Source organism: Chondromyces apiculatus DSM 436 (assembly GCF_000601485.1).
Lineage (GTDB): Bacteria > Myxococcota_A > Polyangia > Polyangiales > Polyangiaceae > Chondromyces > Chondromyces apiculatus.
In genome coordinates, this window is record NZ_ASRX01000113.1 from 1 (window position 1) to 26,457 (window position 26,457).

Here is a 26,457-nt window from a genome sequence, read left to right on the forward strand (position 1 = left end):
AGCGGTCCCCCCCCCAGCGGTCCCCCCTCGAACGCCGCCGCCTCACCCGTCGTCTGCTGCGCATGCGCGTGCTGCGCCAGCCCACCCTGCATCATCGCGCCGCGCGCCCCCGCAGCAGCGCCACCCATCACCACCGTGGAGCCGCCCGCCACACCGGCCGCGCCCGCCATCCCCCCCATCCCCCCCTGCATCACCACCGTGGAGCCGCTGGCGACGCCCCCCGCCCCCCCCTGCATCACCACCGTGGAGCCGCCCCCAACGCCCCCCGCACCGGCCGCGTCTCCCGTGCTCCCCGCGTTCCCCGCGTTCCCCGCGCCCAGCGGCCTCTCCACCTTGGAGATCTCCGACGCGCTCAGCGGCATCACCACCGTCAGCGAGCCCAGCGCTCCCACCGGCATCCCCCTGGAGGACGCCCCTGCCGCCGCCATCCCCACCCCGGTCCCGCGCTGCGCATCGACCGGCGTCCCCTTCCCCGCGCTCGTCAGCATCGTGGGCAGCTCGCTCGATGCTGTCGGCGCGGGCCCCACCCCTCCCGGCCGCGACGCCGGGCTCCCTCCGCCGGGCCCCCCTGCCCCGACGCCCGACAGCTCCGCGCGGCTCTGCGCCTCGATCTCCGCGATCAGCGCCACCCGCGCCTCCAGCGCCTCCCGCGCCACCGCCTGCACCCACTCCCCCACCTCGCGCGCCGTCGCCGGAGCCATCGCCTCCTCCAGCGCCACGGCCATCTCCTTCGCCGTCCCGAACCGCTCCGTCGGATCCCGCGCCAGCCCGCGCAGCACCACCCTGTCCAGCTCCGGCGGCAGCCAGGGCGTCACCGCGCTCGGCGGCGTCGCCGGATCCTGCGTCAGCCGCTTCATCACCACCGCGAAGTCGTGCGACTCCACGTACCGGCTCCCCGTGAGCAGCTCCCACAGCACCACCGAGAGCGAGAACAGATCCGACCGCCGATCGAGCGGAGGCCCCCCGAGCTGCTCCGGAGACATGTAGCTCAGCTTCCCCTTGAGCTGCCCCTCCTGGGTCGTCTGCACCCGCCACGCCGCCTTGGCGATCCCGAAGTCGAGGACCCGCGCCACCCCGTCCACGTCGACCAGGATGTTCTGCGGCGACACGTCACGGTGCACCAGCCCGAGCGGCTCTCCCGCCTCGCTCCGCGCCTCGTGCGCCGCGTGCAGCCCGTACAGCGCCCCGCACACGATCGCCACCGCGATCCGCGGCGGCACCAGCGCCCCCCCGCGGAGCGCCTCCCGCCACAGCCGCGCGAGCGAATCGCCGTGCACGTACTCCATCACCAGGAACAGCTCACCGCTCTCCGCCAGCACGTCGAGCGTCGGCACCACGTTGGGGTGCCGGATGCGCGCCGCGAGCCGCGCCTCGTCGCTCAGCATCGCCACGAACTCCGGGTTCCGCGCGTAGTTCGGGTGCAGCCGCTTGATCGCGACCATCCGCGAGAACCCCACCTCCCCCATCAACCGCCCGAGGTGCACGCTCGCCATGCCCCCCGCCGCGATCCGATCGAGCAGCAGGTACCGCCCGATCTGCATCACCTCCGAGGGCGCGATCACGACGCGCCTCCCCCTGCGCCCCGCGCCCTCAAGGATCGGCCGGGCCGCGCCCCTTCCGGGGCCGTGGCAGATCGTAGGTGTCCAGGCGGTCGATGAGCGTCCGCCGCGAGATCCCCAGCAGCTTCGCCGCCTGGGTCTGGTTGCCGTGACAGCGCTCGAGCGCCTCCAGGATGCGCTGCCTCTCGAACACCTCCACCTCGCTGCGCAGCCCCGCCCCCTCCGCGCTCTGCGGCGTCGGCACCGACGTCGGTCCCTGCATCCCCTGCGCGCCTTGCGCTCCCTGCGCGCCTTGCGCTCCCTGCGCGCCTTGCGCTCCCTGCGCGCCTTGCGTCCCCTGCATCCCCTGCATCCCCGCGCGCCCCGACATCGGCGCAAGCTCCGCCCCCTGCAGGTGCTCCAGCCGGATCGGCCCATCCCCGCAGAGCAGCAGCGCCCGATCGATGACGTTGCGCAGCTCGCGCACGTTCCCCGGCCACGGATACCGCAGCAGCCACCCGCGCCCCTCGGCCGAGATCGCAGGCTCCGCCTTGCCGAGCTCCGCGCTCGCCCGCTGCAGGAACAGCCGCGCCAGCGGCTCGATGTCGAGCGGCCGCTCCCGCAGCGGCGGCAGCACGATCCGCACCCCGCCCAGCCGGAACAGCAGATCCTGCCGGAAGCGCCCCTCCCGCACCTGCTCCTCCGGATCCCGGTTCGTCGCCGACACCAGCCGGATGTCCACTGCCCTCGGCGAGAGTCCTCCGATCCGCGTCACCTGCCGCGTCTCCACCACCCGCAGTAGCTTCGCCTGCGTCGCCAGCGGCATCTCCCCCACCTCGTCGAGGAACACCGTCCCCCCGTGCGCCGCCTCCAGCAGCCCTGGCTTCGCCGCCACCGCCCCCGTGAAGGCCCCGCGCTCGTAGCCGAACAGCTCACTCTCCAGCAGGTTCTCTGGCAGCGCCGCGCAGTTCACCGCCACGAGCGGCTTGCCGTGCCGCGGCGAGAACCGGTGGATCGTCTCCGCCGCGATCTCCTTCCCTGCCCCCGTCTCCCCCAGCACGAGCACGCTGATGGACCCCTTGGCCACCATCTCCAGCATCCGGTAGACCCGCTCCATCCCCGGGTCCGCCACGATCACCCCTGCGGGCAGCGGCGCCCCCGCAGCTCCCCCGCTCCCTCCGCGCTCTTCCTCCGCGTCCCCCTGCAGATCGTGCCCGGCCTGCAGCACCACGAGCGCCCGCCCGATCTCCACCACCTCGCCCGGCGACAGCGGCGCCGTCGCGTTCGCGTCGAGCCGCCTCCCCGCGATGCGCGTCCCGTTCGAGCTGCCCAGATCCTGCACCCGCACCGGGCGCCCGAGGTGCAGGATCGCGTGCTTGCGCGACACCGACGGATGATCGATGCGCACCTCGCACTCGACCGACCGCCCCACCGTCAAGCTCCCGAACGCCGGCAGCGGCACCACCGCGTGCCCCCCATCCCAGTGCACCAGGAGCCGCCCCAGCCCAGACGCCTGATCGCGCACGTCGGGCGTCGTCTTCGGATCCTCCATGCTGTCGAACGGCGATCGCACCCGGCCTTGTCGAGACTAGGCGTCGCCGCCCTCACGAGCAAGGCCTGGGGTCCCCACGCAGCCGTCGCGCCATCTCCCGAACCCCCGTTCCTCCCGCGCCCGGAGCGTGTACCTTCCCGCCCGTGACCGACCCCCGATCTGCCTCTGTCCTCGACTCGCCCACCGTGGTCGACTGGCTGTGGCCGCTCGAAACCCTCACGCAACGCCGCCGCGTCGGCCTCAAGCGCGTCGGTGGCAAGGCCTGGTCGCTCGCGCAGCTCGCGCGTGAAGGCTACCCCGTCCCTCGCGGCTGGGCGCTCGACGCCCGCTGCTTCACCCGCCACATCGTCGAGCACCTCCCGCCGGGTCACGATCTCGCCACCGTGGTCAAGCTCGCGGGCACCCGCGCTGGCGTCGACCGCGCCGCCCGCGCCCGCGACTGGATCCTCGCCGCGCCGCTCCCTTCTGGCCTCCTCGACGCCATCGACGCCCTCTGGACTGCCATCGAGCCCGAGGCCCCCTGGGGCCTCGCCACGCGCTCCAGCGCCACCTGCGAAGACACCGAGGCCACCTCCCTCGCCGGCCTCGCCGAGACCGTCCTCGGCGCCCGCGGCCCCGACGCCATCGCCGCCGCCATCCGCAAGGTCTGGGCGAGCGCCTACCTCCTCCGCTCCATCGCCTACCTCGCCCACGCCGGCCTGCGCGACATGGCCATGGGCGTCGTCCTCCAGCTCATGGTCCCCGCCGAGGCCGCGGGTGTCCTGTTCACCGCGCCCCCGCCCGGCATGGAAGGCGACGGCTGGCCCGCCGACGAGCGCCTCATCAACGCCACCTTCGGCCTCGGCGCCCCCGTCGTCGAGGGCTCCGCGCCCGTCGACACCTTCCGCATCGCCCGCCACGGCGGCGCCGTCGTCGCCTCCGCCATCACCCAGAAGCGACGCGCCCTCCGCCTCCGTGACGGCGCCCTCGTCGACGAAGAGATCCCCGCCGCGCGCACCTCCCTTCCCTCCCTCGACGCCGACGCCCTCCGCGAGCTTGCCGCCATCGCCGACCGCCTGGACAAGAGCGAAGGTGGCCCCTTCGACGTCGAGTTCGCGCTCGAAGCCGAGACGCACCGCGTGTGGCTCCTCCAGGTCCGCCCCCTGCGCGGCGGCGGCTTCCCCGAGGGCGGCGACGCCGACACCATCTGGTCCCGCGCCAACGTCGGCGAAGCCCTCCCTGGCGCCGCCACGCCCCTCACCTGGTCCGTCGCCCGCGCCTTCTCGGACCACGGCTTCCGCGAAGCCTTCGCCGCCCTCGGCTGCCGCGTCCCCCGCGGCGCCACCCTCGTCGCCAACATCCAGGGCCGCTTCTACCTCAACCTCACCACCTTCATGCAGATCGCCGCCCAGGTCCCCGGCCTCTCCCCCGCCGCCATCCTCGGCGTCAGCGGCGGCGCCGGACCCGCGGTCATCCAGCGTCTCACCCGCCAGGCTGCGCATGTCTCCTGGCGCTCGTTCCTCGTCCGCCTCCCCCTCACCGCGCCCCGCCTCCTCGTCCAGCAGGCCGCTCTCGAGCGCGACGTCAGCCTCTACGAAACCGACGCCGGCCGCGCCCGCCGCTCCCTCGCCGAGATGGACCTCCGCCTCCTCCCGGACGACGGCCTCGCCACCACCTTGAAGAGCGCCTTCGGCCTCCTCGAACGCACCGGCACCCTCATGCTCCGCTGCGCCTCCGCCTCCCTCGCCAGCTACCTCGCCCTCTGCGAGGCCCTGCGTCGGCTCGCCCCTGGCCGCGCCTCCGCGCGCTCCCCCGACGCCGACGACCCCACCCGCGACCCCCTCGACGAGCCTCCTGCCGGCGAGGTCGAGCGCCTCGCCCAGACCCTCATCGGCGGCGCCCAGGAAGTCGAGAGCGCCGCCCCCGGCGTCGACCTCGCCCGCATCGGCACCATCGCCCTGCGCGAAGCCGCCGCCCGCGACCGCCTCCTCTCCGGCGACGTCCGCACCCCCGACGACCTCCCTGACGGCCCCACCCGCGAAGCCCTCCGCGCCTTCCTCGAACGCTACGGCGACCGCGCCGTCCGCGAGGCCGAGCTGAGCACCCCCCGCTGGAGCGAAGACCCCCAGCCCATCCTGGCCATGCTCACCGCCTCCATGCGCAGCCCCGAGGGCGAATCCGACCGCGCCCTCGCCCGTGCCCGCGCCCTCTCCGACCGCGAGATGGCCCTCCTCGAAGCCCGCCTCGGCCGCGCTCAGATTGCCCTCGTCCGCGCCCTCGTCTGGCGCGCCCAGCACACCACCCGCCTCCGCGAGCGCATGCGCGGCTGGGTCACCCGCGTCCTCGGCATGCTCCGCACCGTCGCCCTCGACATCGACCGCCGCCTCCGCCGCCTCGACCCTTCCCTCGACGAAGGCAGCGTCTTCTTCTGCACCTACGACGAGCTGTGCATCTCCCTCGGCAGCGGCCGCGCCGACGTCGGCAGCGTCGTCCGCCTCCGCCGCGCCGAGCACGCCCGCGACGCAGCCCGCCCCGACCCCCCGCCCACCTTCGTCGGCCGCCCCCCGCCCGTCACCCTCCCCCCTGCCGCCGGCACCCGCCTCTACGGCCTCCCTGCGAGCGGCGGCGTGGTCGAGGGCCGCGCCCGCGTCCTCGAACCAGGCACCGCCTCCCTCGACGCCTTGAAGCCCGGTGAGGTCCTCGTCTCTCGCACCACCGACGTCGGCCTCTCCCCCCTCTTCCTCATCGCCGCCGCCGTCGTCACCGAGCTTGGCGGCCCCCTCTCCCACGCCTCCATCGTGGCCCGCGAGTACGGCGTCCCTGCCGTCGTCAACGTCCCTGGCGTCTCCCTCGCCATCCGCACCGGCGACCGCCTCCGCGTCGACGGCGATCGCGGCATCGTCGAGCGCCTGGAGGAGCGCACCTCCATCGCGCCGCCTCCCCCACCGCCCTCTCACACCTCCTGACCCTCATGCGCCGCGCCTCCACGCTCACCCGCGCCGTGCTCTCTGGGGCCCTCGGCCTCGCCCTCGCCGCCGCCGCCGCCGCCGCCATCGCCGACCCTCCCAAGGGTGGCTACACCCCCGACCCTCCCGGCATCCCCAGCCGCACCCAGTGGGTCTTCGAGGTCCTCCACAGCCGCGGCATCACCTCCATGCCCCGCGCCCGCCGCGTCACCGTCCCTCACAACACCGCCACCGCCCGCGTCCTCGGCCGCTTCGCCGTCGAGCTGTACGTCGGCAAAGAGCTGCTCGACCGCATCCGCTTCAACATCCCCCTCACCGGCGACGCCCCCCAGAAGGACAAGAGCCGCCCCTTCCGCCACCCCACCTTCGATCAGGGCGTCACCACCCGCCTCAAGGTCCAGATGGCCGACAGCCCCCGCGCCACCTGGGGCCGCCTCATCGACCGCATGACCGGCGACGAGCAGCGCTTCTGGTGGCCCCCCGACCCCACCACTGGCCGCCTCGTCCCTCTGACCGAGCCCTACGGCGGCGTCGCCGCCACCGATGCGGGCGCGCTCGACGCCAGCGACGCCAGCGACGCCAGCGACGCAGGTGACGCAGGTGACGCCACACCGTTCCCTGCGGACGCGACCACCGTGCCAGCCACAGCGATGGACGGCGGCTTCTCCGATGCGGGCCCCTCCGACGGTGGCTTCTCCGATGGCAGCGCACCCAGGGATGCGGGCGCCCATGACGGCGGCCCAGCTCCTGGCCAGGACGCTGGAAACCGCAGTCGACGTTGATGGTTGGCTGAACGCTGGCGAGGAGCCCTGCGACCCCGGACATCCGCCCGGAGCAGGGCTCCTCCCGAAGGAGGGTCAGTTCGGCGAGATGGCCACGCCGCGGTACACGGTGTTCGCGGCCGCCGTCGTCACGACGGTCCCCGTCACCGTGGCCGCGCCCGTGTCCACGAAGCGGACCACGTCGTTCGCGCCGCTCCCGGAGGCCGAGGTCGCGAACAGCACCACGTTCGCGCCCGACACCGCCCCGCCCAGGCCACGGAAGCCCGCGGTGTTGCCGGGGTGCACGTACGTGGCCGCGAGGGTCCAGGTGGTCCCGTTGGAGGTCCACTTCTGCACGCCGCCTCCTGCCCCCGTCCCTCGGTCATCCGCGACGTACAGCGTGTCGAGGCCCGCCACGTTCGCGTTGCGGTCCAGCAGCACGAACGACAGCGGCGAGGCCCCTGAGGTGGGCATCCCGCTCAGGCTCGTCGCGGTCTGACCCGTCGTCGTGGGGAGGCCGGAGCCGATCGCAAAGACGTTCGCATTCGGGCTGCTGCCCGAGCTGCCGTAGAGCTGCCCACCGAAGATGTGGGGCTGCCGGGCGTTGACCGGCGACGCCAGGATCTGCGTCCCACCCGTCGTGCCGAGACCGATGTACCAGACCCCTCCGGTCGCCGCGGCCCCCGTACCCGACGCCCAGAACTCCATCCCGTCATTCGACGTCGCGCCGCGGACGCTGACCCCGCTGAAGGCCGCGTTGAGCTGCGTCGAGGTGTCGACGTTCCCTGCCGCATTGACCCGCGCCACCACCCGCGGCGTCGTTGCCGAGGCCGTCCCCGTCACGCCCGACGTACCCGGCGTCGCGGCGTACCCCGCGAGCACCACGTACGCGCCGTTGGCCGACCGCGAGAGCCCGCCCTCGGTCGTCGCGTTCCCGGACAGCGTGAAAGGCCGGTTCGACCCGCTGGTCGTCGTCGGCAGCGATACGGTCCCGAGCAGGGCCCCGTTCTGATCCCGGCGCTCCAGGAACACCGCGTGGGCGGTGGCATTCAAGCTCCCCGTCCCGTCGCCGATGCGCACCACGTGGAAGCCCACCGTCGTCGGGCACGCCGGGCAATCCGGCCCGCCGCAATCGACGCCGGTCTCGTTCCCGTTCTGGGTCCCGTCGCTGCACGTGGGCGCCGCCGCCTCGCACACGCCGGCCGTGCACACCTCGCCCATGGCGCAGTCGGTGCTGTCCACGCACTCCACGCACGTCCCGGTGCCGCTGCACACCGCGCCCCCGTCCTGATCGCACAGCTCCCCGGCGGCGGTCGGCGGATGCGACGGCGTCCCGCTCGTGCAGATATCGTCGGTGCAGTCGTTGCTGTCCACCGGCACATCACCGTTCTGCGGCACCGTGACCACCACCCCGGCCCCGTCGCACTGACGCTGCTGGCAGTCCCCTGCCACCTGGCTCGCCAGCACCGTGCCGGTCGTGGCATTCACCACCGCGCACGCCCCGGTGTTGCAGCTATTCGCCTGGCACTCCGTCACCGACGCCGAGCAATCGGTCGCCGCGAGGCACTCCACGCACGCCCCGGCGCCATTGCACAGCGTCCCACCCAGGTCGTCGCAGGGCGCCCCGGGCGCCGTGGGCTCCAGCCCGGGCACCCCGTTCGAGCAGCTATTGAGGGTGCAATCGTTCCCGTCATTGGCCACGTCGCTGTCGTCGTTCGCGACGACCACCTGCCCGCCGCCATTGCACTGACGCACCTGGCAATCGCCTGCCGTCTGCGCCGCCACCGGCGTCCCCGCCGCCGTGTTGCTCATCCCGCACACGCCAACCGTGCAGGTGCGCACCGCGCACTCCGTGTCCTGCCCCGGGCAATCGTCTGCCGTCACGCACCCGGTGCACTCGCCGATCGCATCGCAGGTCAGGCCGCCGCCGCAGCTCGTCCCCTCGGGAACGGGCGGATTGGAGGGGACCCCTCCCGTGCACACGTCCGACGTGCAGGGCTCGTTGTCGACGGGCACGTCACTGTCGTCGGCGGCCATCACCGTGGCGCCGTTGCCGTCGCACTGGCTCACCTGGCAATCACCGGCCGTCTGCGTCGACACCGGCGTCCCTGCCGCCGTGTTGCTCACCCCGCACATCCCGGCCGTGCAGGTGCGCGCCTGACAGGCGGTGTCCTGGCCCGGACACTGGGCGGCCGTGAGGCACTGCACGCACGCGCTCGCCCCATCGCAGATCACGCCCCCGTTCTCGTTGCACGCCGTGTTCGACGCGACCGGCGGATTGGACGGGACCCCCAGCAAGCACAGGTCCTCGGTGCACCCGTTGCTGTCGACGGGCACGTCGCTGTCGTCGGCCACGCCGACCACCGCACCGCTCCCATCACACTGATTGCGCTGGCAATCGCCCGCGGTCTGACTCGCCACCGGCGTCCCTGCCGCAGCATTCTGGAACCCGCACATGCCCACTGTGCACGTCGCCACGATGCATGCATTCACCCCCTGGGGGCAGTCCGCGGCGACCGTGCATTCCAAGGACATTCCACCGCCGGCTCCGCCAGCGCCGCCGACCCCACCGCCAGCGCCGCCGACCCCACCGCCAGCGCCCCCTTCACCCCCCGCGCCCCCTTCACCCGTGCCTTCCGGGGGGATCTGGCTCCGATCTGCGCTGACGATGAGCTCGCAGCCCGTCTGCGTCATGAGCGTCGTCCCCAGCACCAGCACCCCACCGACGCCCCTCGTCCACGATCTCCGCGCCATCCGTCCGTCCTTTCGGAAGCAAGATCCCTGCATCGTGACCCAACCGACCACTTTTCAGCGCAACGTGGTCCATCCTAGGCAGACCCGCGCGGCCGCGAGAAGCCCTGGACGTGCCGTTCACGCACGGACACCCCCCCGCCGCCCGCCCGACATCCAGCGGCCACCTGCCTTCCAACGCGCCTGCGCCTGCTGCTCCCTCCGCCTGCGGCCACCTGCCCTCCTTTCGCCTGCGGCCACCTGCCCTCCCCCCCTCGCGCCCACCTGCCTTCCCTCCTGCCTGCCTGGTGGGGTAGGCTCCACGCCCATGCGTGCCTGCGTGATCCCCGTGCTCCTCGCGCTCACCTCCGCGATGGTGCCCGCCTTCGCCCAGCAGCCCTCGGGCACCCCTGCTCCGACGCCCAGCCCTGCGGCCGCGCCGGCCGCGCCCGCGCCTGCGGCTCCGCCCGCCGCGGCTGCCAAGCCTGCTCCGGCAGCGCCCAGGCCTGCCCCCGCGGGCAAGGTCGGCGAGATCCGCCGCGACCCCGCGGGCCAGACGGGAATCAGCCCCTACACGGAGCAGATCGTCAAAGGCCAGGCTTCCTTCGTCGCCCGCGACATCCCCGGCGCCGTCACCGCCTTCCAGGACGCCATCAAGCTCGACCCCAGCCTCATGCTCGGCTTCTACCGCCTCGGCGAGGCCATGCTCGAATCCGGCAAGCCCGAGGAAGCCGACACCGCCTGGAACACCGCCCTCGGCAAGAAGGGCAGCGCCGAGCTCCACGCCAAGGTCCTCTTCTGCCTCGCCGACCTCCGCGAGCGCCAGAAGAACTGGCAGGGCGCCAAGGACGCCTGGACCGCCTACACGACCTTCGTCAGCAGCAACCCCAAGGCCACCGGCTTCCTCGAGACCGCCACCGAGCGCCAGAAGCGCATCGACCAGCACCTCAAGGACGAGCAGGACTACGCCCCCGTCCGCGAGCGCATCAAGACGCGCGAAGAGGAGCGCCTGAAGGAAGCCGAGGAGAACGCCAAGAAGGACACGAAGAACCGCTGACGTTTTTCGTCCCTCTCCACGTCCCCGGCCCGTCATCCACCCCACGCGCCTCTTGCACCTCCAGGAAAGACAAGCGAAACCTGGCGGGTGATCACGCTCGTCGAGGCCAGAGGCTTCCGCTGCCTGGAGCTATTGCGACAGCCCCTCGGCCCCTTCCAGGTGCTTGCGGGCCCTAGCGGCAGCGGCAAATCCACCTTCCTCGACATCCTCTCCTTCCTCGGCGCCCTCACCGCCCGCGGCCCTGCCCTTGCCGCCACCGAGCGCGCCCCCACCCTCGACGATCTCAGCTTCCAGCGCCGCGCCCAGCCCATCGAGCTGGCCATCGAGGCCACTGTCCCCGAGCCCATCCGCCGCCGCCTCGGCAACCCCTCCTTCGAGACCCTCCGCTACGAAGTGGGCCTGGAGCGCGACCCCGAGACCGGCGAGCCCGCCCTCACCGAGGAGCGCGTCTCCCTCAAGGCCAGCGAGCATGGCATCGCCAAGCAGCTCGAGATGTTCCCCGGCGCCTCCGGCACCCAGGGCACCATCCTCACCTCCAAGTCCGTCGGCGTCGCCCGCACCATCGTCCACAAGGTCCAGGGCGGGAACGACAACTACTACTCCGAGACCTACCAGGAGCCTGGCAAGGGCTGGCTCGTCGCCTACCGCCTCGGCCGCCGCCGCTCCGCCCTCGCCTACCTCCCCGAGGACGAGACCCGCTTCCCCGCCTCCCTCTGGTTCAAGCGCTTCCTCGCCGAGCAGGTCCACCACCTCGCCCCCGACGTCCGCCTCCTCCGCAAGCCCAGCCCTCCCGGCCAGCCCTCCACCTACCGCACCGACGGCAGCAATCTCCCCTGGCTCGTCGCCACCCTCGAACAGCAGCACCCCGAGAGCGTGAGCCGCTGGCTCACCCATCTCAAGGCCGCCCTCCCGGACATCACCGAGATCCGCTCCGTCCAGCGCCCCGACGACTGCCACCGCCACCTCGTCCTCCGCACCCAGAGCGGCCTCGACGTCCCTTCCTGGAGCATGTCCGACGGCGTCCTCCGCCTCCTTGCCCTCACCCTCCCCGCCTTCCTCCCTGGCAGCAGCGGCCTCTGGCTCGTCGAGGAGCCCGAGGTCGGCCTTCACCCCCGCGCCGCCCAGGCCGCGCTCGGCGCCCTCGCCATCCTCGCCTCCCCCGCCTTCCTCCCGACCGCTCAGGTCCTCGTGACCACCCACGCCCCCGCCGTGATCACCGCGACCGACCCGGGCCACATCCTCTGCTTCTCCCGCAGAGAAGACGGCGCCACCACCGTCACCTCTGGCCGCGAAAAGCTCGACCCCGCCGCCTGGCACGAAGCCGCCCTGCGCTAGCCGCGACCCGGGGCGCAGCCGAGGTTGTTCGTCACCGCTGAACGATCACCAGAACAGCGACTGAACCTCGAACGAGTCACAGCGTTTAACTCGAACGAGTTACAATTCGTCGGTACATCACAAGATATACCGACGTTTTGTAACATGCCCGCTTCCCGGCCTCTCGTTGATCGCGTCGCTCAGCTCGCCCTCACCCAGGGTGTTCTGCGCACCCGCGACCTTGAAGCCAAAGGGATAAGTCGCGCGACCCTGGGCCGACTCGTGGAGGAAGGCCTTCTGGAACGCGTCGCACGTGGCGTTTACGGCCTCCCCGATGCAGACGTGACCGAGCACCATACGCTCGTCGAGGCTGGCCTCCGGGTGCCTGCAGGGGTGATCTGCCTCCTCTCCGCGCTCGAATTCCATCAACTCTCGACGCAGTCGCCCCACGAGGTGTGGATCGCCATCGGAGTGAAGGCCCGAAAGCCTACCCTTGACTGGCCTCCCATCCGCATCGTGCGGTTCTCCGGGGCTGCGCTCACACATGGCATCGAGACACATACCATCGAGGGTGCCGAAGTTCGCATCACAGGGCCCGCGAAAACCGTGGCCGACTGTTTCAAGTACCGAAACAAGATCGGGCTCGACGTTGCGATCGAGGCACTCAGCGAGTACCGGCGGAAGCGTGGCTCGATTGACATACTGATGAAAGCCGCTGCCGCCGATCGAGTTGCCCGCGTCCTGCGACCCTACATCGAAGCTGTTGCATGACACGTCTGGACCCCACGAATGATCCCGCTGCGACGGTCCGCAAAGCATTGCAGGCTCTCGCGCGTACCCGGAAGGAGGACTTCCAGTTCGTCCTCAACCGTTACGCAATGGAGCGCCTGCTCTACCGGCTGTCAAAGTCGCCTCACGAGCCGACCTTCGTCTTGAAGGGAGCCATGCTCTTCACCGTATGGTCAGGGCATCCGCACCGGACGACCAAAGACATTGACCTTCTTGGTTCCGGGCCTCCCGCCCTCCATCGTCTGGAGGAGATCTTTCGTGGAGTCTGCGACACCCCGGTCGATGATGATGGCGTTGTCTTCGACGCCAGCTCGGTCACTGCGGAGCGCATCAAAAAAGACGCGAGCTACGAAGGTGTTCACATCAAGCTCCAGGGAAAGCTGGGCGCCGCGCGGCTCCACGTGCAGATCGACATCGGCTTCGGTGACGCCATCACGCCGCCTCCTACCGTGACAGACTTTCCGGTCCTGCTCGCTTCTCCACCGCCTCGGCTGCGGGTCTATCCTCGTGAAACCGTGATCGCCGAAAAGCTCGAAGCCATGGTGCAGCTCGGCATCGGCAACAGCCGCATGAAGGACTTCTTCGATCTGCACTTTCTCGCACGGAGCTTCGTCTTCGACGGACGCCTGCTCACCGAGGCAATCCGCGCGACCTTCAACCGACGCGGCACGCCCATCCCCGCCGACGATCCCGTAGCCCTCACCGATACCTTCACGGAGGACCCGCAAAAGAAGGCGCAGAGGCTGGGGTTTCTCAAACGCCTGGGCGACGCCGACCGGAACCTCACATTTCCATCTGTCGTGGCCGACATCCGTGCCTTTCTGCACCAACCTCTGGACGCTCTGCGCCACGACAGACCCTTCAGCAAGACCTGGTCTGCTGGGCACTGGCGAGATGTAGAAGCCTCGGCGTCGGAGACGTGACCGTCCCCGACCGGGCTCACCGCCCGCGGCGATCCACCGGCTCCGGCCCGGCCTCGGTCCAGCGGTAGAACCCCTCGCCGCTCTTCTTCCCGAGCCTCCCGGCGCGCACCATCTGCCGCAGGATCGAGGGCGGCCGGAACTGCTCCCCCACCTCCCGGTGCAGGTGCTCCAGGATCGCCAGCCGCACATCGAGCCCCACCAGGTCCGTCAGCTTCAGCGGCCCCATCGGGTGCCGGTATCCCAGCTCCATCGCCCGATCGATGTCCACCGCAGAGGCCACCCCCGCCTCCAGCATCCGCATCGCCTCGGCCCCGATCGCCACCCCCAGCCGGCTCGTCGCGAACCCCGGCGAGTCGTTCACCACGATCGCCGTCTTCCCGAGCCGCTTCGCCACCGCGAGCGCCGTCTCCAGCACCGCCTCGTCCGTCTCCAGCCCCCGCACCACCTCCAGCAGCTCCATCACCGGCGGCGGATTGAAGAAGTGCAGACCGACCGTGCGCCCCCCGATCCCCAGCCGCCGCCCCAGCTCGGTGATGCTCAGGCTCGACGTGTTCGACCCGAAGATCGCCCGCTCCGGCGTGAGGGCCTTCACCCGCGACAGCACCTCCACCTTGAGGTCCATCTGCTCCGGGATCGCCTCGATGACCAGGTCCACCTCACCCGCGACGGGCGCGAGTTCGGGCGCTGCCACCAGCATCCCGATCATCTCGCTGCGCGCCTCGTTGAGCATCTTGCCCTTCTGCACCAGCCGATCGGTCGCGCGCTTGATCGCGTCCACCGCCGCCGTGACCCGCGCCATCTCCACGTCGTGCAGGTACGTCACGTACCCCGCCACCGCCGCGACCTGCGCGATCCCCTGCCCCATCGTCCCCGTCCCGAGGACCAGCACCTTCCGAATGCTCGCGGCCTGCACGTCCATCATGCCTCTCTGCCGTGATTGCGGTCTCGTCGCGAGGAACGCGAAGCGCCCCGTCAGTGCGCGGGTGCGGGCGCAGGCGCAGGCGCTGCCCCGGGCTTCCCCTGTTGCTGCTGCGCCTTCTGGATCTGATCCCGCAGCATCTTCATCTGCTCCGGCGACAGCCGCTGCGCGGGCCGCGCCCTCTCGGGCGGCGGAACGGGCTGCAGCCCTTCCTCACCACCCGGCGGCGGCATCTGCAGCACCCGCGGCTGCTGCTGCACCCCCGGAGCCCCTCCGCCCGGAAGCGCACCGCCGCCCGGCCGAAGCTGCGGCACAGGCGGCGCTACCGGTGCCGCTGCCGCTGCCGCTGCCGCTGCCGCTGCCGCTGCCGCCGCGGGCTTGTCTTCCGCCGCGCCCTCGCTGCTCTGCCCCGCCAGCAGCGCAATCCCCCCCGAGATCAGGATCGCCAGCCCCAACGCCGGCACCCAGCCAGGCGTCCGAGGCTCTCCCGGGGACAGTTCCTGGACCGGCTCCGGATCGAAGTCGTCGTGGTGGGCATCGTGGGCGCCGTGGTCACCGTGGTCACCGTGGGCGTCGTGATCACCGTGGTGCGCGTCGGCGTGGTGCGCGTCAGCGTGGTGCGCGTCAGCGTGGTGCGCGTCAGCGCCATGGACATCGTGGGCGTCGCTCATGCCCGCCAACCGTTGCCGCACTTCCGCGGCCGCGTCGAGGGGGACCAGCAGCAGCGCTCTCCAGCACCGGCCTCCAGGCCAGATCCGAGCCGCTCCGCGACGTCCCCCCCACGCCGTCCACGCACCGCACCCGCGCTACCGCCGCGTCTTGCCCCCGCGCTCTCCGCGCTCTCCCTTCGTGCCGCCCCCCTGCTCCCCTTTCTTCGGTGCCCCAGCGCTCCCGCCCTTCTTCGGTGCCCCAGCGCTCCCGCCCTTCTTCGGCGCCCCAGCGTTCCCGCCCTTCTTCGGCGCCCCAGCGCTCCCGCCTTCCTTCGGCGCCCTGGCCCCCGCGACTCCCCTGGGCGTCCTCGCAGACCCCCCACCCTTCAGCGCCCCCCCAGCCTTCTTCGACGTCTCCGCCGTCTCCGCCGCGTCCGTCACGCTGTCCGCCCCCTGCGTGCGCCCCCCCCGTCGTTCCGCCCTCGTCAGCGCCTGCGACGGCGTCGCCACCTCGATCGGTGCCTGCCGGTGTCCCCGCACCTGCGCCTCCACCTGCGCCTCCGCCTGCCGCCCGACGTCCTCCGCGCGCTGCCGACGTCGCCGCGCCTCCGCCTTGGGCTGCGTCGCCTCGCGTCCCTCCGTCGGCGCCGCCGCCTCCACGCGCGCCGCCGCCTCCACGCGCGCCGCCGCCTCGTGCCCAACCGACGACTCCCCCGTCGTCCGCCGCTCCGCCCCTACCTTCTGCCGGCGTCCCCGGCGTGGCTCTGTCGCCTGCAGCGCCCAGCCTCCATCCTCGCCCTGCACGGCATCCCCCAGCATCTCCGCCGGCTCCGCCGCGACCACCCCCGTCCTCGCGGCCCCGTGCGCTCTCGGCGCTCCGCCCGACGCTCCACCCATCAGCTCCTCGACGGGCGCCGCGTGCGCTTGCCACAGCGGCTCCGGCTCTTCCAGCCCCTCGTCCTTCCGGTCCCGCTCCCTGCGGCGCGCCCGCGCGCCCCCCTCCACCACCTGCTTCCGCCGCAGCCGCGACGCCTCCGCAGCCGCCTGCGCCGAGCGCCCTCCCTCACCGGCCCCCGCGGTCCCCGCGGTCCCCGCGGTCCCCCCGACCTCCACCGCATTCACGGCTTCTGCTGCCTCCACGCCCTCCACGCCTTCGCGCGCAGGCTCCTCGTCCCAGCGCCAGCCACCTCCGGCCCCGGCCCCGGCCCCCGGCGCCCCGCCCCGATGCCGCGCCCCCCCGCGCTCGTACCCCGACGCCTCTCCCCGGTGCCGCCCCCGACCCCGATCGGACCCGCCGCGTCCCCCTTGCCCAGCAGCTCCTCCCTGCCCCGCAGCTCCCCCTTGCCCAGCAGCCCCTCTCTGTCCTGCGTATCCGCCCTGTCCTGAGCGCTCTCCGCGTCCCCCGCGCCCCCCGTACGGCGCCTTCTCACGGCCCTGTCCCTGCCCGCGGTGCCGCGCCCCTCCGCGCTCGAACCCTGCCCCCGCGCGCTCCTCCACCCCTGCCTCGCTGGCGAGGCGCACCCGCCGCCCCAGCACCTGACGCCGCAGGATCGACGCCTCCTCGATCTGCACCACCATCGTGTCCCCGAGGCTTACCCGGTCCCCCGACCGCGCCCCCACGACCCGCAGCCCTTGCTCGTCCATGTTGTAGTGGTCGGACCCCAGCGCCTCCATCCGCACCATCACGTCCACGAAGGGATCGTCGAGGTTCACGAACACCCCGCTCCCCACGATCGCCGTCACCGTCCCCGTGAACGTCTCCCCCACCCGCGACCGCATCACCAGAGCGCGGTGCAGGTCCATCACCTCCCGCTCCACCTCCATCGCCTTCCGTTCCCGGTCCGACGACTGCGCCGCAGCCTCCATGAGCTGCTCCTTGGCCGCATCGCTCCGGTCGATCTTCTGCCCCCGCACCAGGCTCCGGATCGCCCGGTGCGCCGTCACGTCCGGATACCTCCGGATCGGCGAGGTGAAGTGCAGGTACGCCGGCGACGCGAGGCCGAAGTGCCCCACGTTCGCCACGTCGTACACTGCCTGCTTCATCGCCCGGAGCAGCAGCATGTGCAGCACCTGCTTCTGCGGATGCGCCGCGATCTTCTTCAGGAACGCGCTCAGGCGCTTGGGGTCTTCCGCGTCCTCGGGCGCGAAGGTGATCCCGAGCTCCCCGCACATCGCCGAGAACCGCTCGAGCTTCGTCTGGTCCGGCGGCGCGTGGTAGCGGAACACCGACGGCGCCTTCTTCTCCACCACGAACTCCGCGCACACCTCGTTCGCGAGCAGCATCATCTCCTCGATGAGCTGATACGCCTTCATCACCCCCGGATCCTGGGAGCGCTTCTTCACGTCCTGCGGCTCCTTCGTCACCGGATTGAACACCACCTTCGCCTCCGGCAGCTCGAAGTCCAGCGCCCCCCGCCGCATCCGCTTCGCCCGCAGGAGCCGCGCCAGATCCCACATCACCGCGAGGTTTGCCCGCAGCGCCTCCGCCGCCGGGCTCCGCGCCGGCTCCTGCGTGAACCCCAGGGTCCGCGCCACCCCCGGGTACGTCAGCTTCGCGATCGAGCGCATGTACCCCTCGATCACCCGCGCCGTCCGCACGTCCCCCGTCGGATCCAGCTCCACCTCCACGCACAGGCAGAGCCGGATGCGCCCCGGGAGCAGCGAGCACAGGTTCGACGACAGCGCCCGCGGCAGCATCGGGATCGCCCGATCCGGCAGGTAGATCGAGTTCCCCCGCGCCATCGCCTCCTCGTCGAGCGCCGTCCCCGGCCGCACGTAGTGCGACACGTCCGCGATCGCGATCCACGCCCGGTACGACCCGTCGTCCTCCCGGATCACCCACACCGCATCGTCGTGATCCCGCGCGTCCTCCGGATCGATGGTCGGCAGCGGCAGGTACGTGAGGTCCTCCCTCCCCTCCAGCGCCTCTGCCGACACCTCTGCTCCGTAGGCCTCCGCCTCGGCCACCGCTTCCGGGGAGTGCTCCTCCGTGATCCCCTCGCGGATGAGGATCTTCTGCACCTCCACCTCCGGATCCCCCGGCTCCCCCAGCAGCGCCTCCAGCACCCCTTCCGGGTTCTCGTCCGCCGTCTCCGGGAACCGCGTGATCCGACAGACCGCCGCCGACCCATCCCGCCCATCGACCCGCCCGGAGCCCGCTTCCGCGTGCAGCACGATCGGCCCCCGCATCCGCTGGTCATCCGGCTCGATCCACGCGCTCTTCCCCCGCCGCCGCAGCGTCCCCGCCACGCGCGCGTGGCGCCGCTTCACGATCCGCACCACCGTACCTTCCACCCCCTTGCGCGACCGCGACGCGATCCGCACCGCCACCAGGTCCCCGTGCATCCCCCCGGCGAGCGCCTCCGGCGGCAGGTAGATCCCCTCCGGCACCCCGCCCGCCGTCACGAACGCGAATCCCCGCGGGTTCACGTTGAGGAATCCCTCGTACTCCGCCCCGCCCCCGCCGCGCCGATCCACCTCCCCCGGCGCCATCCGGAACCGCTGCCCCGGCAGCGCCACCACCACGTTGTCGTAGGCCAGATCGTTCATCAGCTTCTGCAGCGCCGAGAACCGCCGCGGCTCGATCCCGAGCCGCTCGGCGATCTCGTTCACGTGCAGGGCACGCTTGAACACCGTGAGCAGGTCCAGCACGGCTTCCCGGCGCAGGGAGGGAGAGGTCTTCATCTGCCCCACGGCGTAGCACGACTCGCGTGCCTCTGGCTGCCCCACCCGAGGAATATGACCGATCTGCACACAGCCCACGCGAGGCGCGGAAGCCTCCCGACCACAGCCCGTGATGCTATCGTCGCCCCCCATGGCGCTCGCCTCGTACACCGCCGCGAACTACCGCTCCTTCGCTGACGCGACCGAGGTCGAGCTGCGCCCGCTCACCCTCCTCTTCGGCTACAACAGCGCCGGCAAGAGCGCCCTGCTCCGCGTCCTCCCCCTCCTCGCCGCCTCCACCGATCCCTCCATCGAAGGACCGCTTGCCCTCCGCTCGGCCCCGGCCCGCGACGCGACCTTCAACGATCTCCGCTCCCGCCTCACCAGCAAGCCCTCGCTCGACTTCGCCCTCTCCTGGGACGACGACCAGACCCCCGTGAAGCGCGTGGAGATCTCGATCCTCGATCTCTTCCAGTCGAAGCGACAGGTCGTCGACCAGCTCCGCGCCTTCGGCGCCGACGGCACCCTGCTCCTGGAGGCGCACCTCGCCCTCACCGAGGACAGCCCTGGAGCCGACGTGTCTCGCTACGACCTGCAGCACCCGGACGGCTCGTCCACCCTCGCCTCGATCGACTTCGAGGGACTGGTCCCATCGCTCCCCGACGAAGCCCTCAAAGGACCTCAAGCCGACGTGCTCCGGGCCATCGCCCAGCGCCTGAAGCACCTCCGCACCAGCGTGCACTGGATCGGCTCCATGCGCACCTTGCCGCCCCGCCGGAGCAGCTACACCGGTCCGCCGCGCCGCATCCAGCCGGACGGCGAAGGCACCTCGGCCATGCTCGCCTACGACGCCCTAGCCGACGGTGCCGTGCTCAAAGAAGTCAGCGACTGGTACGCCCATGCCATGGCGCATCGCCTCGAAATCGTCCGTGAGGGCGCGGGACAAGCCGAGCAATTCTTCCCCGCGCTGAGCCCGCTGCAGGGAGAGGCCATTCGCATCCATCTCATCGACACTGGCGAGGGCATGGCGCAAGTGCTCCCGGTGATCGTCCTCGGAGCCTTGGCGCGCCACGGTAAGCTCGGAATGAGCCCCACCCTGGGCATCGAGCAGCCGGAACTCCACCTCCACCCGCGAGCCCACGCCGAGGTCGCATCCTTCCTCTGTGGTATCGCCGCTTCCGAAGACCCTCCGCGCATCCTGCTCGAAACTCACTCCGAGAACCTACTGCTGCGCGTGCAGCTTGCGATCATCCGCGGCGAGCTGCCGCCCGGCAGGGTGCTCGTCTACTGGGTCAGACAGACTGCTGAGGGACATACGCTCATGGAGCGCATCACCTTCGACGAGCTGGCCCGGCCCGAGAACAACAACTGGCCTCCTGGCGTCTTCTCGGAAGACGTGGAGCAAGCCCGCAGCTTGATCCTAGAGCGGCGCAAGCGGAGCCAGGCGTGAAGGCCTTCATCGAGGACGAGGTCTTCCGCAGCCCGGATTTTTCGCTCAAGGCTCTCAGCCTCTTCACGCTCTCCTTTCAAAGGGGGCATCCGATCGAGCTGGATGAGAGCGGGGCAGCTTTCCAAAGATGGCTTGGGCGCAGAGGCGCGGACGATCGCGAGGCTTGCGAGTTCGTCATACGATTCAGCTTGGAGCAGGAGAGCCGGAACCCTTCGCGCACGAGGGTCATTGTCGCCACCACGTCCAAGTCAGACTGGGATGCCGAAGTCCCGCGGCTCACGCTGAATGATGCTCTCAAGCTGCTGGAGAAACCCTTCCGCGTACTCCTCGAAGACAGCCACACCGATCGCAACTTCCTGCTGTGCATGGCCAACGAACGCCAGCGGAGGTTTCTCGAAAAGGCGGTCAGAGATGGTGCACTTCGGTTCGATCATGGCGGCGGGGTGGAGAGGATGACGAAAGAAGTCGAGATCGACATGCGCGACGATCCATCCGTGCGCTTCACCCTGTGGCTCCTCTTCGACAGCGACGCACGCAGACCTGGATTGCCAAGCCATGGTGTGAGGAAGCTGGCAGCAACATGCGGCCCCAGGATTCCGCACCACCAGCTTCGCCGACGTTTCATCGAGAACTATCTCACCCTGAACTCCTTGCACGGATGGGCCTACTCAGACCGAACGCGCCTGCGCTCTCGCGTCCCTGTCTTCGAAGCATTCATGAAGATGAGCGATGTGCAACGGCATCACTACAACATGAAGAGAGGCTTCGCCGGAGATGGAGGCGCAGGTGCTGGCACCAATCGCAGTGGGCCGGGAGCCGGAGACCTCTATGACGACCTCGGAGATGACAACCGCGAGGCTCTCAAAGGAGGGTTCGCGCAGGACATCGCCTCGCTTTATGCTGAAAACGTGGTCCAAGAGCGAGATTTGCACAGAGAAGGCGCCCTCGCAGAGATGACCCCCGTGATCGACGATCTGATCGCCCGCATCCTCTAGGATCACCGATGCACGCCCCGAGCTTCGTCAACGAGCCGCAGGTCCAGTTCCTCTCCTCCCTCCTAGAGGAGATCAAACGCGGGTTTCTCCAGGTCCCCCGCTTTCAGCGCCCTTTCGTTTGGAGGCGCGAGCAGCAGATCGAGCTTCTGCGCAGCATCCGCGATGGCATCCCCATCGGCGCGCTCCTCGTGTGGCGGACGCACAACAGCAGCCTTGCCTGCTACGACCGCCTTGGCCCTTACCGGCTGGCTTCGCCACCGCGTGGAGAAGGAGCCGTGCACCAGTACCTCCTCGATGGTCACCAGCGCCTCTCCACTCTCTACGCAGCACTACATCGCCCTGAAGATGAGGCGCAGGAGCCAGGCAATGCTCCTCCTTTCAGAGCTTACGTCGACCTTGAGACCCGCGACTTTCACATCCTTGAAGAAGGCGACGAGTCTGAGGAGCTGAACCCCAGATACATGCCCCTCCATGCGTTGCTCGACAGCATCCGGATGGTGCGGATCCAACGAAGGCTTCCGGAGGCACAGGCAGATCGCTGGATCGAGACCTCCGACGAGATCTCTCGCGCATTTCGTGAGTACAAGATCGCGGTGATACCGGTCGTGAGCGAGGATCTTGAACTGGCGACCGCTACCTTCAAGCGCATCAACAGCCAAGGGACCGAGATGGGCAGAGTCCACATGGTCCATGCGCTCACGTGGTCGGCATCCTTTGACCTCCTCCAGCGCATCGCGGATCTCAAGGAGGAGCACTTGCGCCCTCTAGGCTGGCAGGACCTGGACGACGAACAGGTCCTTGATGTCTGCAAGACAGCGCTCAGACTTGATCTCAGAGAGACGACGGCGGAGCGGTTGAGCCGGGAGTTGCGGCCTAAACCGGAAGTCCTCAAGGATGCAGTCCTCGGCATCACGGGTGCCGCACATTTTCTACGCGAACGTTGCAGTATCCACGCTCCTGGTCTCGTGCCCCACGCTGTCCAGATCACCTTGCTCGCGGAGACGTTCCGGAGCCACCCGAGCCCCACCATACCTGTCCTGGACCTGCTCCATGCATGGTTCTGGCTATCCACCTACACCGAGCTGTTCTTCGGTAGCGGCAGCGACCGACGCATCCGGCAGGCACTTGAGGACCTTCGCATCATGGCGCACGATGCCCGACCACGCTGGCCCCGTGAGCGCCAGCTCGAAAAGCGCTCCTTGCCGCCAACGCTGGACCTGAGATCGTCTCGGGCCAAGACACTCGCAGTGCGCCTGGCTGAGCAGTTTCCGAGTCCACCATCAGGCCGAGAGGAGGCAAGCGCTGCCCATCTGCTGGCCCTGGAAGGTCATAACCGGCTCCTCTCGCAGCTACTGCTGCGTCACTGGGTATCGCCCTCGGCGTACGGAAGCCCCGGGAATCGGTTTCTCGTCCAACCTGAAAACGTTCGCCCCTTGCTCGACGCGCTCCAGAACCGACAGAGCACGCTGCAGGCAGCAGACCTTCAGAAGCTGCGCCGAATCCACGTAGTTTCCGACGAGGCGTTGCGGTTGCTCCGCGCTGGAAACCTCAACGGCTTCATTCACCAGCGCCGCCATGATCTCGACGCCCTCGAAGACGCCTTCTTCGCCCCCCTCGCAGCGCGCTTCCAGCCCGCGCTCCGTGGTTCCTGAGCACCCGCCCCCGTTCCCTGCTAGGACGGTTCTCTCACCATGCGCCCGCGCCACCTCGTCCTCCTCCTGCGGCTCTCGCTCTTCGTCGCCCTCGTGGCCAGCGCAGCGCTCGTCGCCGACTACCAGAGCGCGGGCGATCCTGCCTTTTGCAGCATGACCAGCGGCTGCGGCGCCGTCCGCGTCTCCGGGTACGCCTACCCTCTGGGCCTCCCCCTCCCGAACCTCGGCCTCGCCGCGTTCGCGTCCTTGCTCGCGGGCTCCCTCCTCGCCCGCACCCGCATGCACCACCTCCTCCTCTCGGTGGCCACGGGGCTCGGCGGCGTCATCGCCCTCTTCCTCGTCGCCATCCAGGCCTTCGAGCTGAAGACCTTCTGCGCCTACTGCGTCGTCGTCGACACCACCGCCTTCGTCGCCGCCGTCGCCGCCGGCAGCCTCGCTGCCATGGCTGCCCGCGCCCGCACCGACAGCGCCTGGACCACCTTCGCCGACCGCGTGAACCCTGGCGGCGCCGAGCTGGTCACCTGGGCCGCCGCCGGCCTCGCCGCCATCGCCCTCCCCCTCCTCTGGGGCAAGTACCCCACCCTCCCCGAGCTTCCCTCCGAGATCGCCGCCGCCCAGGTCCCCGGCAAGGTCACCCTCGTCGGCTTCACCGACTTCGAGTGCCCCTTCTGCCGCCGCCTCGGCCCCGAGATCCACCGCCTCGAAGAGCAGTACGGCGACCGCATCCACTACATCCGCAAGATGGCGCCCCTTCCCCGCCACCCTGGCGCCATGCCCGCCGCCAAGGCCTACATCTGCGCGACGCCAGAGCAGCGCGAGGCCGCCGCCGCCCTCCTCTACACCGCCAGCCCCGGCAAGCTCACCGACGAAGGCGTCCTCGACGTCCTCAAGCCCATCCGCATCGACCCCGAGGAGTTCGCCGCCTGCCTCGCCGCCCCGAAGACCCTCGCCCTCGTCGAGGCCGACCTCGACCTCTACCGCCGCGTCGCCGGCCTCGGCCTCCCCTTCACGTACGTCGGCCGCCGCGTCGTCCTCGGCATGAACCCCGCCCGCCTCGACGAGGTCATCCGCCTCGAGCTTGCCGGCGGCCACACCGGCCTCCCCCTCGCCGGCCTCTGGGTCGCCCTCGCCGCCATCGCCGCCGCCGCCTCCTGGATGACCCTGCGCAAGCCCGCCGCGGAAGGCGACGCGCATCCCGACGAGGCCGAGCCGAAGAAGGCCGACTGAAGGGCGGACCGACAGCGCGGCGTCAGCGTCCCTCGACCGGCGCCGCGAGCCTGTCGTGGAGCGATGTCAGCGCTCTTCGACCAGGTCTGCGAGCTTGTCGAGGGACTTCTGCCAGCCCAGTTCGTTGTCGGCGGGCTGCACGCCGGGAGGGACCCCCTCGTGCACCGCGACGAGGTCGGTGCCCCCGCCGGCATCGGTGAGGGTGATGGTCGAGGTCATCTCGCCACGCAGCGCAGGATCGGAGGTCTCGAACTCCATCACCTCGACCACCTGCGTGTCCGGCACGAGCTTCGCGAAGTGTCCGTGGTAGGTGTCCGTGTGGGCGCTCGTCTTGCCGGCCTCGGTCGGAGCGTCGTAGGTGAGCGAGATCCGGAACTTGCCACCTTCCCGCGCCTCGAAGGCGTGCACCGCGCAGCGCATGCCGGGCGGCACCCGCCACTGCGCGATCGCGTCGGCGTCGATGAGCGCGCGGTAGACCTTGGCGCGGGGCGCGTCCAGGTGGCGGGTGATCCGGGTCGTGCTCATGGCCTCTCCCTAGCTGGCGCGGTGCGCCGCCTGGTCTTCCTCCCACAGCGACGCCATCCAGGCCTCCACCGCGTCCGGATCGCTCGGGATCGATGCTGACAGGTTCACGTGCCCGTCCTCGGTCACCAGCAGATCGTCCTCGATCCGCACCCCGATGCCCCGCAGCTCCTCCGGCACGGTCAGGTCATCGGCCTGGAAGTAGAGCCCCGGCTCCACCGTCAGCACCATTCCTGGCCGCAGCTTCCCGAACCGGTACGTCTGCTGCCGCGCCTGCGCGCAGTCGTGCACGTCGAGCCCCAGCATGTGGCTCACGTTGTGGAGCGTGTAGCGCCGGAAGAGCTGCCGGTCTTCCCGCAGCGCCTCCTTCGCCGAGGGCAGCACCCCGAGCTTCTCCAGCCCCTCGGCCAGCACCCGCATCGCCGCCCGGTTCGGCTCCAGGAAGTCGCGCCCGGGCCGCACCTCCGCGAACGCCGCCTTCTGCGCCTCCAGCACCAGCGCGTAGACCTTCCGTTGCGCCTCGGAGAACTTCCCGTTCACCGGCAGCGTCCGGGTGATGTCCGCCGTGTAGAGCGTCTCCAGCTCCACCCCCGCGTCCAGCAGCAGAAGCTCCCCCGGCTTCACCGCCCCATCGTTCCGCGTCCAGTGCAGCGTGCACGCGTGCGCCCCCGCTGCCGCGATGGTCCCGTACCCCACGTCGAACCCTTCCACCCGGGCCCGCACGTAGAAGATCCCCTCCACCTCCCGCTCCGAGCGCACCTTGCGCCGCAGCACCGGCCCCTCCTCGCGCCGCCACGGCCCGAGCCCCCGGATCACGTCCTCGAACCCCCGCTGTGTCGCCGCCACTGCCGTCCGCAGCTCCTTCACCTCCGCCGCGTCCTTGAGCAGCCGCATCTCCGACAGCGCCTGCGCCAGCGCCTTGTCCCCTTCCCCGCGCCCTGCCGGATCATCCAGCGTCTGGTCAGCGACCGGCGACAGCCCCCGCAGCAGCCGCCGCGGTGCTGCCGGCACATCCGGACACCGGCTCACCAGCCCCTCCAGGTACGCCCCCAGCCCTGGCAGCTCCCGGCACTCGTGCACCCCGAACCGGACCCGGCTCTGCTCCACCCCGAGCCGCGGCCCCACCCACAGCTCCCCCTTCACCCGGTCCGTGTAGAACGTCTTGTCGCTCCGCCCCGGGTTCGGCTCCACGAACAGCACGTCGCGGTGCCCGCCTCCCTTCTGTGGCTCCAGCACCAGCACGCAGTCCGGCTCCACGTTCCCGGTCAGGTAGTAGAAGTCCGAGCCCGGCCTGAACCGGAAGTTCGTGTCGTTGGCCCGCACCTGTTCGTGCCCCGTCGGGATGACCAGGATCTCCCCCGGAAACAGCTTCGAGAGCGCTCGCCGCCGCGCCGCGAAGGCCTCGGCGTGCACGATGACCTCGGGCGTCCCCGGCCCGGGCGCCCACTCCCGCACCATGAAGTCGAGCAGGGCCTGCGGCGGCTCGGCGGGAGGCGCTGGCGTCGCCTGGGCCCCCTCCGGGAGGGTGCCTGTGTTGGGTGCGACCGGGGGCGTGCTGGCGGAGGCGCTCGTCTCGGGGTCGTAGGTCATGCAACCACTATATCGACCCGGAGCCTTCCCCGCTCCCGTCGATTCCCGTCGATGCCGCCAAAGCGCATGGCCGAGTCAGTCCGCAGGTTTCCCGGTCAGGTCAGACCTCTCCGCCCGACAGGGACTCACCCCTCTCCCGGACACTTCGGGGGTGTTCCGCGAACACCTCGGACCTGTTCC

At 70.8% G+C, this 26,457-nt stretch carries 18 protein-coding genes; 10 read left to right on the forward strand and 8 right to left on the reverse strand.

The window, feature by feature from the left end:
* Positions 1 to 1,562, reverse strand: a 1,562-nt coding sequence (locus CAP_RS55485; RefSeq protein WP_052376849.1) for a serine/threonine-protein kinase, incomplete at its 3' end; no start/stop codon positions are given.
* 28 nt (positions 1,563 to 1,590) lie between these two features.
* A complete protein-coding gene (locus CAP_RS41135; RefSeq protein WP_231512002.1) occupies positions 1,591 to 3,111 on the reverse strand; it encodes a sigma 54-interacting transcriptional regulator in 1,521 nt (506 codons plus the stop codon).
* A gap of 122 nt (positions 3,112 to 3,233) precedes the next feature.
* Here CAP_RS41135 and CAP_RS41140 point away from each other — a divergent pair, with 122 nt between their 5' ends.
* Positions 3,234 to 6,035 (forward strand): PEP/pyruvate-binding domain-containing protein, encoded by a 2,802-nt coding sequence (locus tag CAP_RS41140; protein WP_044251439.1) that lies wholly within the window; start codon positions 3,234 to 3,236, stop codon positions 6,033 to 6,035.
* 5 nt (positions 6,036 to 6,040) lie between these two features.
* A complete protein-coding gene (locus CAP_RS41145) occupies positions 6,041 to 6,817 on the forward strand; it encodes a hypothetical protein (RefSeq protein WP_044251442.1) in 777 nt (258 codons plus the stop codon).
* Positions 6,818 to 6,892: 75 nt separating this feature from the next.
* Here CAP_RS41145 and CAP_RS41150 read toward each other — a convergent pair whose 3' ends face one another.
* On the reverse strand, positions 6,893 to 9,550 hold the full coding sequence (locus tag CAP_RS41150) for a hypothetical protein (RefSeq protein ID WP_044251444.1): 2,658 nt from the start codon (positions 9,548 to 9,550) through the stop codon (positions 6,893 to 6,895).
* A 304-nt stretch (positions 9,551 to 9,854) separates the two neighbouring features.
* Between CAP_RS41150 and CAP_RS41155 the strand changes: the two genes are divergently transcribed.
* The 4 genes from CAP_RS41155 (at position 9,855) to CAP_RS41170 (ending at position 13,609) form a co-directional block, all read left to right on the forward strand.
* Entirely contained in the window at positions 9,855 to 10,583 is a 729-nt protein-coding gene (locus CAP_RS41155) for a tetratricopeptide repeat protein (protein WP_044251445.1), read from the forward strand.
* Positions 10,584 to 10,670: 87 nt separating this feature from the next.
* A complete protein-coding gene (locus CAP_RS41160; protein WP_044251447.1) occupies positions 10,671 to 11,918 on the forward strand; it encodes an AAA family ATPase in 1,248 nt (415 codons plus the stop codon).
* Between the two features lie 144 nt (positions 11,919 to 12,062).
* Positions 12,063 to 12,668 carry a type IV toxin-antitoxin system AbiEi family antitoxin domain-containing protein gene (locus tag CAP_RS41165; protein ID WP_044251449.1) on the forward strand — a complete coding sequence of 202 codons (606 nt, stop codon included), beginning with the start codon at positions 12,063 to 12,065 and terminating at the stop codon, positions 12,666 to 12,668.
* Positions 12,665 to 13,609, forward strand: coding sequence for a nucleotidyl transferase AbiEii/AbiGii toxin family protein (locus CAP_RS41170; protein WP_081865801.1), 945 nt, complete (start codon positions 12,665 to 12,667; stop codon positions 13,607 to 13,609). Before CAP_RS41165 ends, CAP_RS41170 begins: the two co-directional genes overlap by 4 nt.
* Before the next feature lie 16 nt (positions 13,610 to 13,625).
* Here the strand turns inward: CAP_RS41170 and CAP_RS41175 are convergent, their stop codons facing one another.
* The 3 genes from CAP_RS41175 to rnr all read right to left on the reverse strand — a co-directional run bounded on the left by CAP_RS41175 (position 13,626) and on the right by rnr (position 18,862).
* Positions 13,626 to 14,531, reverse strand: coding sequence for a 3-hydroxyacyl-CoA dehydrogenase family protein (locus tag CAP_RS41175; RefSeq protein WP_197041570.1), 906 nt, complete (start codon positions 14,529 to 14,531; stop codon positions 13,626 to 13,628).
* A 50-nt stretch (positions 14,532 to 14,581) separates the two neighbouring features.
* Positions 14,582 to 15,199 carry a hypothetical protein gene (locus tag CAP_RS41180; RefSeq protein ID WP_044251451.1) on the reverse strand — a complete coding sequence of 206 codons (618 nt, stop codon included), beginning with the start codon at positions 15,197 to 15,199 and terminating at the stop codon, positions 14,582 to 14,584.
* A gap of 135 nt (positions 15,200 to 15,334) precedes the next feature.
* On the reverse strand, positions 15,335 to 18,862 hold the full coding sequence (gene rnr / locus CAP_RS54655; RefSeq protein WP_231512003.1) for a ribonuclease R: 3,528 nt from the start codon (positions 18,860 to 18,862) through the stop codon (positions 15,335 to 15,337).
* 130 nt (positions 18,863 to 18,992) lie between these two features.
* On the opposite strand from rnr, the gene CAP_RS41190 reads away from it, so the two are divergent.
* The 4 genes from CAP_RS41190 to CAP_RS41205 are packed head-to-tail and all read left to right on the forward strand — an operon-like array spanning position 18,993 to position 24,165.
* On the forward strand, positions 18,993 to 20,291 hold the full coding sequence (locus CAP_RS41190) for an AAA family ATPase (protein WP_044251453.1): 1,299 nt from the start codon (positions 18,993 to 18,995) through the stop codon (positions 20,289 to 20,291).
* A complete protein-coding gene (locus CAP_RS41195; RefSeq protein WP_044251455.1) occupies positions 20,288 to 21,286 on the forward strand; it encodes a hypothetical protein in 999 nt (332 codons plus the stop codon). The genes CAP_RS41190 and CAP_RS41195 overlap by 4 nt, the downstream gene beginning before the upstream one ends.
* A gap of 8 nt (positions 21,287 to 21,294) precedes the next feature.
* The gene (locus CAP_RS41200; protein ID WP_044251458.1) at positions 21,295 to 22,938 is read left to right on the forward strand and encodes a DUF262 domain-containing protein; all 1,644 of its coding nucleotides are present in this window, start codon (positions 21,295 to 21,297) and stop codon (positions 22,936 to 22,938) included.
* Between the two features lie 39 nt (positions 22,939 to 22,977).
* On the forward strand, positions 22,978 to 24,165 hold the full coding sequence (locus CAP_RS41205) for a vitamin K epoxide reductase family protein (protein ID WP_044251461.1): 1,188 nt from the start codon (positions 22,978 to 22,980) through the stop codon (positions 24,163 to 24,165).
* 66 nt (positions 24,166 to 24,231) lie between these two features.
* On the opposite strand, the gene CAP_RS41210 is transcribed toward CAP_RS41205, so the two are convergent.
* Positions 24,232 to 24,690: an SRPBCC family protein gene (locus CAP_RS41210; protein ID WP_044251464.1), complete on the reverse strand. Its 459-nt coding sequence runs from the start codon at positions 24,688 to 24,690 to the stop codon at positions 24,232 to 24,234.
* A 9-nt stretch (positions 24,691 to 24,699) separates the two neighbouring features.
* Positions 24,700 to 26,277 (reverse strand): aminopeptidase P family protein, encoded by a 1,578-nt coding sequence (locus CAP_RS41215; protein WP_044251467.1) that lies wholly within the window; start codon positions 26,275 to 26,277, stop codon positions 24,700 to 24,702.
* Between the last annotated feature and the right edge of the window lie 180 nt (positions 26,278 to 26,457).

Excerpts from the sequence above, each read along its gene's own strand:
- CAP_RS41145 (WP_044251442.1), top strand. The coding sequence starts at position 6,041 with ATGCGCCGCGCCTCCACGCTCACCCGCGCCGTGCTCTCTGGGGCCCTC.
- CAP_RS41150 (WP_044251444.1), bottom strand. The coding sequence starts at position 9,550 with ATGGCGCGGAGATCGTGGACGAGGGGCGTCGGTGGGGTGCTGGTGCTG.
- CAP_RS41155 (WP_044251445.1), top strand. The coding sequence starts at position 9,855 with ATGCGTGCCTGCGTGATCCCCGTGCTCCTCGCGCTCACCTCCGCGATG.
- CAP_RS41165 (WP_044251449.1), top strand. The coding sequence starts at position 12,063 with ATGCCCGCTTCCCGGCCTCTCGTTGATCGCGTCGCTCAGCTCGCCCTC.
- CAP_RS41170 (WP_081865801.1), top strand. The coding sequence starts at position 12,665 with ATGACACGTCTGGACCCCACGAATGATCCCGCTGCGACGGTCCGCAAA.
- CAP_RS41175 (WP_197041570.1), bottom strand. The coding sequence starts at position 14,531 with ATGATGGACGTGCAGGCCGCGAGCATTCGGAAGGTGCTGGTCCTCGGG.
- CAP_RS41180 (WP_044251451.1), bottom strand. The coding sequence starts at position 15,199 with ATGAGCGACGCCCACGATGTCCATGGCGCTGACGCGCACCACGCTGAC.
- rnr (WP_231512003.1), bottom strand. The coding sequence starts at position 18,862 with ATGAAGACCTCTCCCTCCCTGCGCCGGGAAGCCGTGCTGGACCTGCTC.
- CAP_RS41190 (WP_044251453.1), top strand. The coding sequence starts at position 18,993 with ATGGCGCTCGCCTCGTACACCGCCGCGAACTACCGCTCCTTCGCTGAC.
- CAP_RS41200 (WP_044251458.1), top strand. The coding sequence starts at position 21,295 with ATGCACGCCCCGAGCTTCGTCAACGAGCCGCAGGTCCAGTTCCTCTCC.
- CAP_RS41205 (WP_044251461.1), top strand. The coding sequence starts at position 22,978 with ATGCGCCCGCGCCACCTCGTCCTCCTCCTGCGGCTCTCGCTCTTCGTC.
- CAP_RS41210 (WP_044251464.1), bottom strand. The coding sequence starts at position 24,690 with ATGAGCACGACCCGGATCACCCGCCACCTGGACGCGCCCCGCGCCAAG.
- CAP_RS41215 (WP_044251467.1), bottom strand. The coding sequence starts at position 26,277 with ATGACCTACGACCCCGAGACGAGCGCCTCCGCCAGCACGCCCCCGGTC.